General features: G+C 38.9%; 13 protein-coding genes. 2 read left to right on the top strand and 11 right to left on the bottom strand.

Going from position 1 to position 15,791, the window contains the following annotated elements:
• Positions 1-134: 134 nt before the first annotated feature.
• The 7 genes from secA to BR73_RS0103965 form a co-directional block, all read right to left on the bottom strand.
• Complete coding sequence (secA, locus tag BR73_RS0103995) at positions 135-2,705, bottom strand: preprotein translocase subunit SecA (protein WP_033164499.1); 2,571 nt, start codon at positions 2,703-2,705, stop codon at positions 135-137.
• Positions 2,706-2,954: 249 nt separating this feature from the next.
• The gene (raiA, locus tag BR73_RS0103990; RefSeq protein ID WP_033164498.1) at positions 2,955-3,482 is read right to left on the bottom strand and encodes a ribosome-associated translation inhibitor RaiA; all 528 of its coding nucleotides are present in this window, start codon (positions 3,480-3,482) and stop codon (positions 2,955-2,957) included.
• A gap of 916 nt (positions 3,483-4,398) precedes the next feature.
• Entirely contained in the window at positions 4,399-5,691 is a 1,293-nt protein-coding gene (locus BR73_RS0103985; protein ID WP_051684945.1) for a C40 family peptidase, read from the bottom strand.
• Positions 5,692-5,929: 238 nt separating this feature from the next.
• Positions 5,930-6,853: a thioredoxin-disulfide reductase gene (gene trxB / locus BR73_RS0103980; RefSeq protein WP_033164497.1), complete on the bottom strand. Its 924-nt coding sequence runs from the start codon at positions 6,851-6,853 to the stop codon at positions 5,930-5,932.
• 301 nt (positions 6,854-7,154) lie between these two features.
• Positions 7,155-8,201, bottom strand: coding sequence for a type II CAAX endopeptidase family protein (locus BR73_RS0103975; protein ID WP_033164496.1), 1,047 nt, complete (start codon positions 8,199-8,201; stop codon positions 7,155-7,157).
• A 4-nt stretch (positions 8,202-8,205) separates the two neighbouring features.
• Positions 8,206-8,805 carry a class I SAM-dependent methyltransferase gene (locus tag BR73_RS0103970; RefSeq protein WP_033164495.1) on the bottom strand — a complete coding sequence of 200 codons (600 nt, stop codon included), beginning with the start codon at positions 8,803-8,805 and terminating at the stop codon, positions 8,206-8,208.
• Between the two features lie 60 nt (positions 8,806-8,865).
• Positions 8,866-9,243 carry a RidA family protein gene (locus tag BR73_RS0103965; protein WP_033164494.1) on the bottom strand — a complete coding sequence of 126 codons (378 nt, stop codon included), beginning with the start codon at positions 9,241-9,243 and terminating at the stop codon, positions 8,866-8,868.
• A gap of 251 nt (positions 9,244-9,494) precedes the next feature.
• Between BR73_RS0103965 and BR73_RS0103960 the strand changes: the two genes are divergently transcribed.
• Positions 9,495-10,199, top strand: coding sequence for an acyl-ACP thioesterase domain-containing protein (locus tag BR73_RS0103960; protein ID WP_033164493.1), 705 nt, complete (start codon positions 9,495-9,497; stop codon positions 10,197-10,199).
• 15 nt (positions 10,200-10,214) lie between these two features.
• Positions 10,215-11,192 (top strand): S1-like domain-containing RNA-binding protein, encoded by a 978-nt coding sequence (locus BR73_RS26660; RefSeq protein ID WP_035297461.1) that lies wholly within the window; start codon positions 10,215-10,217, stop codon positions 11,190-11,192.
• Between the two features lie 131 nt (positions 11,193-11,323).
• Here the strand turns inward: BR73_RS26660 and BR73_RS0103950 are convergent, their stop codons facing one another.
• The 4 genes from BR73_RS0103950 to BR73_RS0103935 form a co-directional block, all read right to left on the bottom strand.
• The gene (locus tag BR73_RS0103950) at positions 11,324-11,737 is read right to left on the bottom strand and encodes a flagellar protein (RefSeq protein ID WP_033164492.1); all 414 of its coding nucleotides are present in this window, start codon (positions 11,735-11,737) and stop codon (positions 11,324-11,326) included.
• Between the two features lie 11 nt (positions 11,738-11,748).
• Positions 11,749-12,471, bottom strand: a complete 723-nt coding sequence (locus BR73_RS0103945) for a ComF family protein (protein WP_033164491.1) — start codon at positions 12,469-12,471, stop codon at positions 11,749-11,751.
• Positions 12,472-12,480: 9 nt separating this feature from the next.
• Positions 12,481-13,380, bottom strand: a complete 900-nt coding sequence (locus BR73_RS0103940) for a sugar phosphate nucleotidyltransferase (RefSeq protein ID WP_033167056.1) — start codon at positions 13,378-13,380, stop codon at positions 12,481-12,483.
• A 161-nt stretch (positions 13,381-13,541) separates the two neighbouring features.
• Complete coding sequence (locus tag BR73_RS0103935; protein ID WP_033164490.1) at positions 13,542-15,764, bottom strand: ATP-dependent RecD-like DNA helicase; 2,223 nt, start codon at positions 15,762-15,764, stop codon at positions 13,542-13,544.
• Positions 15,765-15,791: the final 27 nt, after the last annotated feature.

The following is a 15,791-nucleotide window of genomic DNA, read 5'->3' as shown; positions in this document are numbered from 1 at the left end:
AACTTATTTAATTAGTCCGTTTATTAAAGGCAGACAGTAAGCTTCTATTCTGTCTGGTCCGGCATAAATAGCAGTGCTAATTTGGCTCAATACAAAGCACGTGCTGATTTATGGAAAATTAATGAAATGTAATACTAGCTTCTTCCACAGCAGAACTTGTATTTCTTACCACTTCCGCAAGGGCAGGGATCGTTTGGCTGAACCTTCTTTGTTGCACGTCTTACAGGGCCCTGAGCAACAGATTCGTCTTTGTTAGTACCGGTAACCTTGGCAACCTGCTCTCTTTCAACGTTCTGCTCAATTCTGACATGCATAAGGGCTTTAACTGTATCTTCTCTGATTGCATTGGTCATTTCATCAAACATCTCAAAGCCCATGAATTTAAATTCTACCAGAGGATCTCTCTGTCCATAAGCCTGGAGGCCAATCCCCTGACGCAGCTGATCCATGTCATCGATATGATCCATCCATTTACGGTCGATAACTCTTAATAAAATAACACGCTCAACTTCACGAAGCTGTTCTTTTTCAGGGAATTCAGCTTCTTTATCCTCGTATAATTTTACTGCATCTTCCTTCAGTTTCTGAATTAAGGAGGCTTTCTTTAGACGATCAAGCTCCTGGGCATCAAATACAATAGGCTCTAAAGGTATGATAGGCAGAAGCATGTTGTTAAGCTCTTCTAAATCCCAGTTTTCCGGCAGCTGATCATCACTGATGCAGGTATTTACACAGTCTTCGACTGTATCAGTAATCATCTTAAAGATAGTGTCTCTCATGCTTTCGCCATCAAGCACCTTTCTTCTTTCTTTATAGATGATTTCTCTCTGCTCATTGTTAACCTGATCATATTCCAACAGATTCTTACGAATACCGTAGTTATTGTTTTCTATCTTAGTCTGTGCTCTTTCAATGGCAGAGCTTAGCATTTTATGCTCAATCTGTTCTCCATCGGGAAGCCCCAGGGAATTAAACATTGTCATGAGACGTTCGGAACCGAAGAGTCTCATTAAATCATCTTCCAGGGAAATATAGAAGCGGGACTCACCAGGGTCACCCTGACGTCCTGCACGTCCTCTTAACTGGTTATCAATACGTCTGGATTCATGACGTTCTGTACCAATTATCTTAAGTCCGCCTACTTCTACGACTCCTTCTCCAAGCTTGATATCGGTACCACGGCCAGCCATATTGGTTGCAATGGTTACAACACCTGCCTGTCCTGCATCAGCAACAATTTCCGCTTCCAGCTCATGGAACTTCGCATTGAGGACTTTGTGTGGTATATTTTTTTTCTTAAGCATATCGCTTAATTCTTCCGAGGCTTCAATGGTTATGGTACCAACAAGTACAGGCTGACCTTTCTTGTGAGCTTCTACAATTTCATCGACTACTGCATTCAGTTTCTCTCTTTTCGTCTTATAAACTGCATCCTGTCTGTCAACACGGGCAACAGGTACATTGGTAGGAACCTCAATAACGTCCATTCCATAGATATTACGGAATTCCTTCTCTTCTGTAAGAGCTGTACCGGTCATACCGCATTTCTTATTGTACTTATTGAAAAAGTTCTGGAAAGTAATAGTGGCCAGTGTCTTACTCTCTCTCTTAACCTTAACTTTTTCCTTGGCCTCAATAGCCTGATGAAGACCGTCAGAATATCTTCTTCCGGGCATAATACGCCCTGTGAATTCATCTACAATAAGTACTTCATCATCTTTTACCACATAATCTTTGTCCCTTGCCATAAGGTTATGGGCTCTGAGGGCAAGTATAATGTTGTGCTGAATCTCAAGATTTTCAGGATCTGCAAGGTTCTCAATCTTAAAAAAGTTCTCAACCTTTTCAACACCTTCTGCTGTAAGGTTTACTAACTTGTCTTTTTCATTTACGATAAAGTCGCCTTCTTCTTCCACATCCTCATTCATAAGGGCAGCCATCTTTGTAAGTTCACCGCTGACTTTACCTTTTGTAAGCTGTCTGGCAAGAATATCACAGGCTTCATATAATTTTGTAGATTTGCCGCTCTGTCCGGAAATGATAAGAGGAGTTCTGGCTTCATCGATTAAAACGGAGTCAACTTCATCGATTACTGCAAAGTTAAGTCCTCTTTGAACCAGCTGTTCCTTATAGATAACCATGTTGTCTCTCAGGTAATCAAAACCTAATTCATTGTTGGTTGCATATGTGATATCACAGGCATATGCTTCTCTTCTCTGGTCATTGTCCATGCTGTTTAAGATAACGCCGACTTTTAAGCCCAGATACTCATGTATCTGACCCATCCACTCGGAGTCACGCTTTGCAAGGTAATCATTTACGGTTACAATATGAACACCTTTACCTTCAAGAGCATTTAAGTAAACAGGAAGCGTAGAGGTAAGTGTCTTTCCTTCACCGGTCTTCTGTTCTGAAATTCTTCCCTGATGCAGAATAACACCACCATAGAGCTGTACACGGAAATGTCTTAACCCAAGGGTTCTTACAGCCGCTTCCCTCACTACTGCATAGGCTTCAGGAAGGATATCATCCAGTGTTTCACCGTTCTTCAGTCTGTTTTTAAACTCTGCGGTCTTGTTTTTTAGTTCCGCATCGGACAATACCTTTATAGAGGGTTCCAATGCTTCAATCTTGTCAACTATGGGCGTAATAAGCTTTATTTCCCTTTGACTGTGTGTACCAAATATTTTCGTTACGAGACTCATACTATTCACTCCTGTATTTATTTCAATGGATACTAAGTCAATTCCGGTAAAAATAATTTTTTCATAAAATACATTGTATCATTTCCCCAGTTAGTAATCAACCTTTTTGTAAGAAAAGACGATAACAGGCAAAAAAAGGGGCTGCAAAAACAGCCCCCTGTAATCATTTTCAATTTGTTCATTCAAAATCCAGCACCATGAGAATAATTATTAACCTGCCTAATGGTCAGTTAATTCCTATTCAGAGTATTAGAATTCTGGTTCAATTAAACCATAAGTATTACCTTTACGTTTATACACAACATTTACTTCATCTGTTTCAGCATTCCTGTATACAAAGAAATTATGTCCTAAGAGTTCCATCTGTACGCAAGCTTCTTCCGGATCCATGGGTTTAATGGCGAATTTCTTTGTACGGAATATCTTAATATTGTTCTCTTCTTCATAGGAATCATCAATAAATTCCTGATTAAGATTAATGGTTGCCTGCTTCTGTTCGATTAATTTATTCTTATATTTTCTTAACTGACGTTCAATAATCTCTTCAACCAGGTCAATGGATACATACATATCAGTGCTTGTCTGCTCTGCTCTTACCATACTACCCTTCATTGGGATAGTGACCTCAATTTTCTGCCTTTCTTTTTCCACACTCATCGTTACATGGATTTCAGTATCAGGAGTGAAATATCTTTCTAGTTTACCGATTTTCTCATATACAGCTGTCTTAAGACCCTCTGTCACTTCGATGTTTTTGCCACTTATAATGTAACGCATTCGAATCAACTCCTTTTAACTTATTTAATGCTTAAGCTTAATATTACTTAGGCTTAACATTATTATAACACACCCCAGAATTTGTGACAAGTTATTTCCCGTTAAGAATTCTTCCTACTTAGCAACTTGTAGCTACTATATCTTAAATTGTTAGCTAATTCTCATTCATTGTACGTCATATGTGATAATTTTTTGACAGTTACATATTATACCATTTTGCAAAAGGTAATTTACATAATTTTTATATTATCATAACTTACAAAACAAATTTTCTACCTTGACATCTCCTCCAGATTCCACAATAGTGGTTAAAAATTGTGGATAATGTGGATAACTCCGTGTATAACTTTTTTTATGAGTAAAAATAGGCCTTTTTTATTGTGGATAACTTTTGGATAAACTTGTCCAATTTTTCTGCTTCCATTAATTAACTAGACCGCAAGAATGGATTTTGTGCATTTTGTATATTTCAACTTTTGTCAATAAATTTCACTGCAGTTTTCTTTATTCCGCAAATAAGCTGATTTTAAACAATTATCAAAAAATTCTATTAAAAGAGTATTTTGACGCTCTTTTTTAGAAAATTAGTTTAATAACAAAGATTTTGCCAGTCATACGTTTGTGTCCATGTACAAAAAAGCTAGAAGCCAATATACTTTATCTTTTTATCTCAATCAGATTCATAAAACTGTTCGTACCTGACGTGGCATACCATCTTTTTGGGGACAACTCAGGTTTGAATTTTTCCTGCAATTTCAAAGAATATAACTCACATACCATAATACGGGATAGAAATGAGTTCAGGAGCGGAAGCAAATAGTCTGACTTGGAGCTTTTATGCAATAAGGCAAAAACTCCGATTACAAAAAAGTACCGCAGATAGTGTAACCTATCTGCGGTACTTATATACTGTATATTATTTTACGATTCTTTTTACCTTATAAGGTGAACGGTAATTGTAGCTGGATACTTTAATTCCCGTTCTGGCTGTGCTGGCATTAACAACCTTACCGTTTCCTATGTACATTGCAACGTGATTAATCGTACCGCTGGAATTTGTATAGAAAATCAAGTCTCCAGGCTGTACATTGTTGATACTTACTTCATACCCTGCACTTGAGGCCTGATCTCTGGAGGTTCTTGGGATACTATAGCCAAAATGAGCATATACAGATTGTACGAATCCGGAACAGTCTGCACCATTGGTTAAGCTTGTCCCACCCCAAACATAGGGATTACCTACAAAGTTTAATGCGTAATTTGCTATTGTGCTTCCGCTTCCTGAACCTGATGCGGAATTATTTGAAGAACTTGAGTTTGATGAGCTTGAGTTAGAAGAGCCAGAATTCGAGGAGCTTGAATCCTTGGAACTATTACTCTTGTTGGAGTTGGCTGCTGCATTAGCTGCCGCTTGTCTCTGTCTCTCAGCTTCTTTATCTCTTGCTAATTGTTCAAGTCTTTCAGCTTCTGCCTTCTTGGCTGCCTCTTCTGCAGCAATCTTGGCCATCTCTTCTTCTATAGAAATAGCATATTTGAATTTTACATCCAACTTAATGAAATCTTTTGATACATAACCGGTTTCGCCTTCATCAATTTCAACTTTAACCCAATCATTATATTCTTTGAGTACGTAATAGGATTCTCCGTATGGTATCATAGTTGTTATGGCGTTATCTGTTCCGGGCTTTTCCCTTACAAATAATGTTTCTGTATCAACAGTAGCATACTTATCTGCAAATTCATCTACCTGCTTCTCAGCTTCTTCACCAATTGCAAGAAATTCTGATTTGATATATCCTTTGACCTTACCGGATTTTATCTTTACCCATTCGCCTTTTGTTGCCAGGATGTCTGTGGCACATCCCCTGTAGAGCTTACCGACTATTTCACTGTCGGTATTGGGTTCCTTTCGAATATTAACATAGTCATTGGCTATGGATATTCCTAAGTTTTCGTAAGGTGATTTCACTTTTTCCACTTCACTGCTGCTTGGCTCGTCCTTTTGTTTTACCAATGTTTCAAGTAATTGTTCTGCTTCGCCTTTCTCCTCAGTGGCTGTAGCTACATAATAATTATCCAGCGCAGGCATAATACCTGCCAAACCAACATCTGATGCACCCTCTGCTGCCTGAGCCTTCACTCCCATTCCCAACGAAAAGAGCAGCGCAGCAGTACACAAGGATGCCTTAACAGCAGTACTTCTAAGCATTTTATATGTAACCTCCTTACGGTTTTCTCGAATGTGACAAATAATTAAATAGAAATTAAATATATGTTATCGCGTATTAGAATCAATATGAAATGTTACAAATTTATTAAATATCCTGAGGTAATTATATCAAAGCATACTACTGCTGTCAACGCATAATTTAACATATTTTAAGCTTTATTTGTTCATATTCGTAAAACCGTCTCAAAAGTTACAAATTGTCTATATATATTTAATTTTATAGACTATTAAGGTATTTTTCAACCCCGGTAACCGCATTAGCTCCATCTGAAGCTGCTGTTATTATCTGTCTTAACTCTTTGGTTCGGATATCTCCTGCTGCAAATACTCCCGGAACATTTGTTATTCCTGATTCATCAGCTTTGATATATCCGCCCGGTGCCAGTTCAAGCACCTCCTTATAAACCTCTGAACTGGGATTATAACCTACTGCAATAAATATACCGTCCACAGCCAGTTCTTTATTTTCTCCGCTCTTAAGGTTCTTAACCTGTATTTTCTCAACGACTTCTCCGCCGTTTATTTCTTCTACTACACTATCCCAGATTATTTCAACATTCTCCATGGATAGCAGCTTACTGATATAGGTCTTGGCTGCCCTGAATTCATCTCTTCTGTGAATTACATATACTTTCTTACATAGTCTTGCTAAGAAGATTGCATCCTCCACAGCTACATCACCTCCGCCGACTACAGCTGTAACTTTATTACGGAAAAAAGCTCCGTCGCAGGTAGCACAATAGGATACTCCCATACCTGCAAGTCTTTCCTCACCTTCTACCATCAGCTTTCTGGGATTAGCACCTGTAGCAATTATGGCTGTTTTTGAACGTATAACAGTTCCATCATCCAAGGTAATAACTTTAATATCCTCTTCTATATGGAAGTCTTTCACTTCACCGGTTACAAAAGGCAGATTCATCTTATCGCAATGCTCCCTGAATCTGGTTGCCAGTTCAAAACCGCTGATTCCAGGTATTCCAGGATAATTATCAACTTCATAGGTATTAATTATCTGGCCTCCGCTTATAGGTGCCTTCTCTACTACAACTGTATCCAGTTCTGCTCTTCCGGCATAAAGTGCCGCAGTTAATCCCGCCGGTCCTGATCCGATAACAGCCAACTCATATATCTTATCCATGATAAATCCTCCATTCATTTCAACTTATAATACCCTGATGTAATAACAGATATACACATTTTATTAATTGCTTACAATTTAATTGCATTTATATTGTATCACATTTTACAAAAAAGAAAAGCCCCAAATTATTAAAAGAGAGAAGCTGCATCCTTTTACCTGTTGGTAACAGGAAAGTCAGGCAGCTTCTCTTTCTTTATTTAACTGCAGTCCGGCTGATTTGTTTCTTATGAGGAACTTTTTGAAAGCCATCTGCACATTTTATTCTTTATAATTTAGGAAGATACCTGACCGAACTGCTTTACATCAGATAATTCTTAACATTGTTTATAAATCCCAATATAACTGTTGTGAATCCTTCATGGGAGGCTGCTCCATCTGACCCGCTTCCTGCCAGTTCAGTAGCTATCATAATAAGAATACAGACAATAATTCCAATTACCAGGCTGGGTGTTACAAACCTTACCTTTACTGCTTCATCCCCGTTCTCTGCAGCATGTTCCTTTCTTCTAAAAATGCTTTTAATATGCTCCCATCTTCCTGAATTATCAGCAAGTACCCGGAATACAAAGAAAGCAATCACAGTGGACACAACTGCAAGGGGCAATAACACGGAAACTATATACATAGGGGTTATCTCAGCAGCCGCCTGCATTACCTCATCCTGGCTTACACCATTGCCGGTTATTCCTTCGGACAGCTCTAAAAGCTTGGGGTATAAGGTAAGGCTGACCACGGAGGTTCCATTTATAATAAAATGAACTATCATTGTTGACAGGATGGAGCCCGTTGCTTCTATAATAAGCGCAAATATCATACCCAAGACAAATGCATAGGAGAATTGGTTAAAATTCTGGTGAATCAGTCCGAAGAGCAGCCCACTGATAAAAATACCTTTCAGAGGGTTGACTTTACGGTAGTTCTGAAACAATACTCCCCGGTAAACGCTTTCTTCAAATAAACACGGTACAACAGCAACCATTATCAGACTTATTAAAAATCCATTTTTACCTATAAGATTATCGATAACAGCCGTTGTATCATTTCTGACAAAAAGCATGGAAATAGAATTTATCAATCCCATAAGAGGCATGATTAAGAAGGTCAGAATAACCAATAATACCACATTTCCGACGCTTATCTTATGAAATCCAATTGCCTGAGAAAGCCCCTCCTTACTCTTTATTAGATAAATCACAGAAGGTATAATCAATAGCAGCTGTGATACTATCAGAGCAGAAATAATATTATTGGTTCTGTCATATACCCAGGGATTAATTATTATTCCGGCAAAAGTAATCAGTACTGTTGCAAGGAACACTCTGTTAACCGATTTTACTTGGTTCATATATTTACTCCTGCTTCTCTTCCTGCTTTTTTAATATGATATGCAGCCACTCATCAAGATTTGCTTCTCCAAGGTTCTCTGTACTCTTCCATATTTCAAGAAGCTCAAGTCCCGAGTAACCTACCAGGAAATCCTTCATAGCTTTTGTCTTAAAATTCTGAAAGTATCTCCCGTTAAGATATCCTGTAAAATCACCGTGCCCAAAAGACATATATAATATTCCGCCGGGCTTTAACGCCTTGATGACTTTCTCAAAGACCCCTTTTAACTCCTCCGGGGAGATATGTATCAGTGCTGCGCTGGCCCATATCCCATCAAATACTTCATCAAAATCCAGTTCGTCAAACTGCATGCAGAGTACATCCTGTCCAATATGGATAGAAGCAAGCTCACAGAGCTCTTCTGCTCCGTCAATGGCTGTGACATCATATCCTCTTTCGATAAACTCCAGGCTGTCCCTTCCTGAACCGCAGCCAAGATCTAATACTGCAGCACCTTCCGGAATGGCTGACATGAATTTTTCTCTGTTTTCTTCTGTATTGATATCTACTGTGTTCTCAAAATAAAGACTTGCATTCTTATTATAATAATCTATCGAGTCCAAAAAAGTCCTTCCTTTCAAATATAACCCCTTCGCAGACTATCCTGCGATATTGTTTTCTTATTATAGATACGCCACTGCTTCCACTTCTATGAGGACATCCTTAGGAAGTCTTGCAACTTCAACGCAGGAACGCGCAGGATAATTCTCGGTAAAAAAGGAGGCGTATACTTCGTTTATCAGAGGAAAATCTTCCATGTTCTTTATAAATACTGTTGTTTTTACTACTTTCGTAAGATCTGAACCGCTGTCCTTTAGCAATGCGGAAAGACTCTTTAGAACTCTTTCTGCCTGCTTCTTTATATCTCCTTCCACAATGGTTCCGTCTTCAGGATTAATGGGAATTACACCAGAGGTATAAACCATGTTGTTAATGATAACAGCCTGTGAATAAGGGCCGATTGCTGCAGGTGCATTTGTTGTGCTTACTATTTTCTTCATTTATATAACCTCCGTTTATTCATATTAAGAACCATTATATACTATACCGAAAGGTTTTTCACTATTTTTTATAAAAAATGCATCATTAATTCATTTTTATGCGGACAAACAGGGAAACATGAAAGAACTTCTATCAAAATTCCATTACTTATGGTACAATTAGGCATATGGGCAAAACATTGCCAGATAAGTTTAAGAAGACAAATATTAGTTTGTCTGATTGGATAGGATATTCAGAAAAGAGGTTATATATGTACAGTTTTAACAGCAGAATACGCTACAGCGAAGTCTGCAGCAACAAAGAACTGGATTTTTTCTCAATCATTAATTATTTTCAAGACTGCAGTCTCTTTCATTCAGAAGCAGTGGGACAGGGTTTTGATGACCTGGAACAAAGACACCGTATCTGGTTAATGAATGCCTGGCAGATTCAGGTCTCTCGTTTTCCCGTATTCGGTGAAGATATAAAAGTATCCACCTGGGCATATGATTTCAATGCTATGTATGGTTACCGAAATTTTCTCATAGAAGATAATCAGGGTAAAGTTTGTGCTTATGCAAATTCTATCTGGATATATATGGACACGGAAAACAACCGTCCTGTTAAGATTGACGAAGACATTGCCAGAGCCTATAGGCCCGAGGAGCCCTATCCCATGGATTATGCCCCTCGCAAAATCTCTCTTCCTGACAACCTGGTGGAAGGTACACCCTTTCCAGTTCTCAGAAGAAATCTGGACACAAATAATCACGTAAATAATGGTGAATATATCCGAATGTCAGAAGAATTTATTCCCGAGAATTTTAAACCTGCCGGAATGCGGGCAGAATATAGAAAATCAGCTGTAATGGGTGATATAATCATCCCCCTGATACATCAGAACGAAAGTACTCTGACCATTGTACTTGCCGATTCAGCCAGGAAACCATATACCATTATTGAATACACCGTATAACCAAGAGGAGGTCTTATGATAAAATTAGGTGAAATACAAGAATTAGAAATGATAAAAAGTACTGATTTCGGTGTCTATCTGAAGGAACCGGGTAACACTACTGATGAACGTATCCTGCTGCCCAAAGCTCAGGTTCCAAAAACTTTAAAAACCGGTGACAAGATATCCGTATTTATTTATAAGGATTCTGATGACAGACCAATAGCAACAACCCTTACACCCAAGCTGACCTTAAGCGGAATTGAGGTAAGTCGGCCGGGAGTTAATCCTATCGATGAGAGTGATGCTCTGAATAGCGAGCTTACTGAGAGCAATATTGATCAGAGTAGCATTGCTCAGAACGAAGTTACTCAGAGCAAGGTTGCTCAGAGCAAGGTTGCTCTTCTGCAGGTAAAAGAAGTCACTACCATCGGTGCCTTTTTAGACTGGGGACTGGCAAAGGATCTGCTTCTTCCCTTTAAGGAACAGACTGAAAGAGTTCACACAGGAGAACAAGTACTGGTTGCCTTATATATTGACAAAAGCAGCCGTCTCTGTGCCACAATGAAGATATATGAGTATCTAAGACTGGATTCTCCTTATAAGAAAGGAGACAAGGTTCTTGGAACCGTTTATGAGATAAGCAGTAACTTCGGCGCTTTTGTAGCTGTTGACAATCTCTACAGCGGATTGATTCCACAAAAAGAATTAAAGCGTTCTCTGAAACCAGGTGATAGCGTAGAGGCAAGGGTTACCGCTGTTAAAGAAGACGGTAAACTTGATCTAAGCCTTCAGGAGGCTATTCCTGTTCAGATTGATTCCGATGCAGAAATCATATACAAACTGTTAAAAGAGGCCGGCGGTTCTCTACCCTATCACGACAAGACCGATCCTGCTATTATCTCCGAAAAATTCGGCCTAAGTAAAAATGCTTTTAAGCGCGCTATTGGAAGGCTTATGAAAGAGCAGAAAATCAGAATAACCTCAGAGGGAATTGAAGCTCTGGAAATATAACAGACCAAATATTCATAACAAAAGTTCCGATTATCCAGTTCACTGCTATAGGATAGCTATCCCAGGCAGCAAAGGAGATATCGGAACTTTTATATTTTACCTTTTATATTTTAATCTCGTAATCAAATTTATTACTTTCCTCCTCTTTGAAGGAAATGCATTTTTTTCTCTTTCTCTTTAAATTCTTTCTTCTTCTCTTCAGAGATGTCTTCATAGAGACTGCCAAAATGGCTGGACAGCTTATCTTTACAGCTCTTGCAAAAACGTCCTGTTCTAATGGAAGCACCGCACATCTCACATTCCAGAGCTACCATAGAGTCCTCCGTAAAAGCAAGCCTTTCATCTCTAATCCATTTATGAATCTGCATAGTAGTTACATCATTCGCTTCCGAAACTTCTTGAACTCCTGCTCTTGGATTATCATAAATGTATTGTTTTACCTGATCGAATTTGTCATCAAGAGCTTTAGCACAGGAGGGGCATAAAGGCGGACCTCCTATATAGTTATATAACTTACCGCAGCTTTTACAATTTCTAACATCCATTGCAATCCTCCTTAGTAACCTTTTCCAATACATACTGTGACAAAGTAAACCTCATTTATACCATTATTTTTAAGTATTCTGGCACAAGCTTCAATAGTACTGCCTGTAGTATAGATATCGTCTACTAAAAGTACTTTGTTTAGCTTATTACGAAAACTGTTTCTTTCTGTGGGGGAAAAGTCAAATGCTTCCGCCAGATTAAGCATACGCTCCTTATCATTGAGTTGTTTCTGGGGAAGTGTATCCTTTTTTCTTATAAGCAGGTCAGATAAGACTGGTATATCCAGTTTATCCCCTAAACTCCTGGCTAATACATCTGCCTGATTATATCCCCGTTCCGTTAACTTCTTTTTATGAATAGGGACCGGGATCAAGACCTCCGGTGAGATTTCTTCAATCTCCTCCCTATATGCTTTTAACAGCTCTTCGATATAGAATGCGGCATACTCTCTTCTTCCATGGTTCTTAAACTCAGCCATAGATTTCTTCATTTCTTTATTATATAGCCATAGCGCTATACCTCTGGTAAAATCCCGGCTTTTCTTTTCACAGTCATAACAGTATTCTTTATTCTCTTGTTCCATTGGTTTGCCGCAGCACTTACATTTCGGTTCCTCTATAAGAATAAGTTTCTTACAGCATTCTTTGCAGGATAGTTCTCCCCGTACATCTACGATTTCAGAACATACGGGGCATCTGCGAGGGTAAAGGATATCCAGCAATGAGTTGAACATAACGGCTCCTTAGAACAATTTTGTTGGATATAACCCTTTATTTACAAGTTCTTTAATTGAATCCATTACAATAGGCTTATCTTCTTTGTAAGTAACACCGAACCATTTGTCATTGGTTGAAAGGACTTTTACAGACGCTTTGCCTTGCTTAATCAGGTTTCCTACTTCCTCGGGAAGTAAGTATTCTGACTTTAGTTCCTGACCGTTTTCTTTTAAAAACTCCACGAAACCTTCCTCCAGATCAGCTAACAAACCTGGCTGAAATCCCCACATATTCATAGATACAGGGGTACTTATCTCAAGCTCTGTCTCTACACCATCTTCAATGGCTACTGCATTTGTTCCCTTTTTCTCAATGGCTTTGGTTTCTTTAATATCAATAAGATAACCCTCTGCATTAACCTGGCATACGCCTCTTGTAACAGTACCATTTTCACTTAAGGTATTACCGAGGATAAAGCCTGCCATACAGTAATCACCCTCATTCTCGCTTGCCACCAGGTAATCATGGACCTTAACAAAGGCCTCGCTGCCATAATAATCATCTGCGTTAATTACTACAAAGGGTTCTTTTATAAGTCCTTTACAGCTTAATACTGCCTGTCCGGTTCCCCATGGCTTTGTTCTGCCTTCCGGTACAGAAAATCCCTCAGGTAAATTTGTCAGCTCCTGAAAAGCATACTCCACCTCTACCTTTTCAGCTATACGATTACCTATTACTTCTTTAAAATCTTTTTCGAGGTCTTTTCTTATTATAAATATAACCTTATTAAAACCTGCTTTTATCGCATCATAGATGGAATAGTCCATAATAATCTCGCCGCTTACTCCCACGGGTTCTAACTGCTTAATACCGCCAAATCTGCTGCCAAGACCTGCTGCCATAATAACTAATGCTGTTTTTTTCATTATCTCCTCCATTTCTGCCTTCACCCATATATATATTAAAGACTTATTTAAGCCCCTTACTTATATTATTATACTTAAATTATACCTTATACCGGATGAATACGCACTAATTTTTTTAATAATTACTATATATTTCCTATTTTTGATTATTTCAGTTGACTTTATTTTTCTTCCAGCTCATTGATGCGTTTTGCAAGACCAGAGTACCTTCTCTGCTCACTTTCATTATCAATCATAAACTGGATAGTATCCGAATTGCCTACAATGGTAACACAATTTTTCGCTCTTGTTACGGCCGTATAAAGGATATTGCGGTTTAATAACATCCTGGGTCCGGTTAACAGTGGAAGGACAACAGCCGGATACTCGCTTCCCTGGGATTTATGAATGGTAATTGCATATGCCAGTTCTAATTCTTCCAATTGACTGAAAGGATACTCTACCTGCCTGCCTTCGTCAAATTCTACGGTCAGCTGTTCCGCAAAGTGATTGATTTCCCGAATAATACCTGTATCTCCATTATAAATTCCGGTGCCGCTTTCATTTGTAATACCGTATTTACTCTTACTCTCCCAGGTCAGCTGATAATTATTCTTGATCTGCATGACCTTATCACCTTCTCGAAAGATTATATTATGGAACTCCTTTTCTTTCTTATCGGCTGACGGGGGATTTAAATACTGCTGAAGCACACCATTTAATTTCTCTACTCCCAGCTCACCCTTACGCATAGGCGTTAATACCTGAATATCATAAGGAGAAGCATTAACGTACTTTGGCATCTTATCTCTTACTAAAGCAATGGTAACACCAACTACATCATTTACTTCTGCTCTTTTTAATAAAAAGAAGTCCTTGGACTTATTGTTAAGCTCAATCTGTTCTCCATCGTTTATCTTATGGGCATTGACGATAATATCACTTTCTTTTGCCTGACGGAAAATCTTAGTCAGCTTAACTACGTTGAATACATGGGAATTAATGATATCCTTAAGGACATTTCCGGGTCCCACAGAGGGCAGCTGGTTAACATCACCCACCAGTATCAGTCTGGTTCCTACTGTAATGGCACGCAGGAGGGAATGCATCAGGCTGATATCAACCATGGACATTTCGTCAATAATTATTACATCGGTTTCCAAAGGATTGCCTTCATTTCGTTCAAATACCAGCTTGTTCTCCATATCACCGGACATTTTGGAGATTTCTAAAAGCCGATGAATTGTCTTGGCTTCATAACCTGTTGTTTCTGTCATACGTTTAGCCGCTCTTCCCGTAGGTGCAGCTAATAACAAATCCATTCCTTCCGCTTCAAAGAAACGAATAATGGCGTTAATGGTGGTGGTTTTACCGGTACCTGGTCCTCCTGTTACTATCAGTATACCGTTTTTTGCTGCCTCCATTACAGCTGTCCGCTGCAGTTCATCCAGCTCTATCTGAAATTGCTTTTCCACTGATTTTAAGCGGCGCTCAATCTCAAGGAGAGGCAAGTCATATTTTATATTAAGATCACTTAGCATTTTGGCAGTGTTTAATTCCAGGTAATAAAGGCTTGCGCTATATATAAGTTTCTGCTCACCTTCTGTCTTGATAATAACCTTTCTCTCCATAGAAAGATTACTTATCTGATCTTCAAAGCCCTTGGGGGAGATACCTAGAAGCTCACATACTTTCCGGTATAATATATCCTCCGGCAGGTAGACATGTCCATTTGTGCTTCCCTGCAGCAGTACATATAATATGGCTGCCTTGATACGGTAATCTGACTCTGTACCGATGCCTACTCTTGCAGCTATTTCATCTGCCAGCTTAAAACCAACACCATTAATGTCTTCTGCCAGACGGTATGGATTCTCTTTAATCACCTGATACATTCGCATTCCATATTCTTTATATATCTTAACCGCCAGAGCTGTGGTAATCCCATATTGCTGAAGGAATATCATAGCTCCTCTCATATCTCTTTTATCATTAAATTGAGAAGCAATCTCTCTTGCCATATGGTCACTGATGCCTTTTACTTCTGCCAATCGCTCAGGCTCCTCTTCCATAATACGAAAAGTATCTGCCTTAAACCTTCTTACTATACGTGCCGCAAGAGCACTTCCTACTCCTTTTATAGCACCTGAGCCCAGATACTTCTCCATAGAGTCCAGATCCTCCGGCTCCTTAAATTCATAGGTCTCCACCAGGAATTGTTCTCCGTATAGCTGATGTGCAGTGTATTTACCGGTGCAATGTATAAATTCACCCTCATTGATAAAGGTAAAAGTCCCCACACAGGTTATTTCTTCCTTTTCTTTTGTAAGGGTTAATACTGTATAGCCATTTTCAGCATTGCGGAATACGATCCGATCTACATACCCTTCTAATTCTTCAGCCAATAATATTTCACCTGCCTTTAGACTGCG

It is taken from the genome of Clostridium sp. KNHs205 (genome assembly GCF_000702945.1).
Classification (GTDB): domain Bacteria; phylum Bacillota; class Clostridia; order Lachnospirales; family Lachnospiraceae; genus Anaerocolumna.
Note: the sequence above shows the minus strand (reverse complement) of the source record. Positions and strands in the feature narration are given on the sequence as shown.

Excerpts from the sequence above, each read along its gene's own strand:
- secA (WP_033164499.1), bottom strand. The coding sequence starts at position 2,705 with ATGAGTCTCGTAACGAAAATATTTGGTACACACAGTCAAAGGGAAATA.
- raiA (WP_033164498.1), bottom strand. The coding sequence starts at position 3,482 with ATGCGTTACATTATAAGTGGCAAAAACATCGAAGTGACAGAGGGTCTT.
- BR73_RS0103985 (WP_051684945.1), bottom strand. The coding sequence starts at position 5,691 with ATGCTTAGAAGTACTGCTGTTAAGGCATCCTTGTGTACTGCTGCGCTG.
- trxB (WP_033164497.1), bottom strand. The coding sequence starts at position 6,853 with ATGGATAAGATATATGAGTTGGCTGTTATCGGATCAGGACCGGCGGGA.
- BR73_RS0103975 (WP_033164496.1), bottom strand. The coding sequence starts at position 8,201 with ATGAACCAAGTAAAATCGGTTAACAGAGTGTTCCTTGCAACAGTACTG.
- BR73_RS0103965 (WP_033164494.1), bottom strand. The coding sequence starts at position 9,243 with ATGAAGAAAATAGTAAGCACAACAAATGCACCTGCAGCAATCGGCCCT.
- BR73_RS0103960 (WP_033164493.1), top strand. The coding sequence starts at position 9,495 with ATGTACAGTTTTAACAGCAGAATACGCTACAGCGAAGTCTGCAGCAAC.
- BR73_RS26660 (WP_035297461.1), top strand. The coding sequence starts at position 10,215 with ATGATAAAATTAGGTGAAATACAAGAATTAGAAATGATAAAAAGTACT.
- BR73_RS0103950 (WP_033164492.1), bottom strand. The coding sequence starts at position 11,737 with ATGGATGTTAGAAATTGTAAAAGCTGCGGTAAGTTATATAACTATATA.
- BR73_RS0103945 (WP_033164491.1), bottom strand. The coding sequence starts at position 12,471 with ATGTTCAACTCATTGCTGGATATCCTTTACCCTCGCAGATGCCCCGTA.
- BR73_RS0103940 (WP_033167056.1), bottom strand. The coding sequence starts at position 13,380 with ATGAAAAAAACAGCATTAGTTATTATGGCAGCAGGTCTTGGCAGCAGA.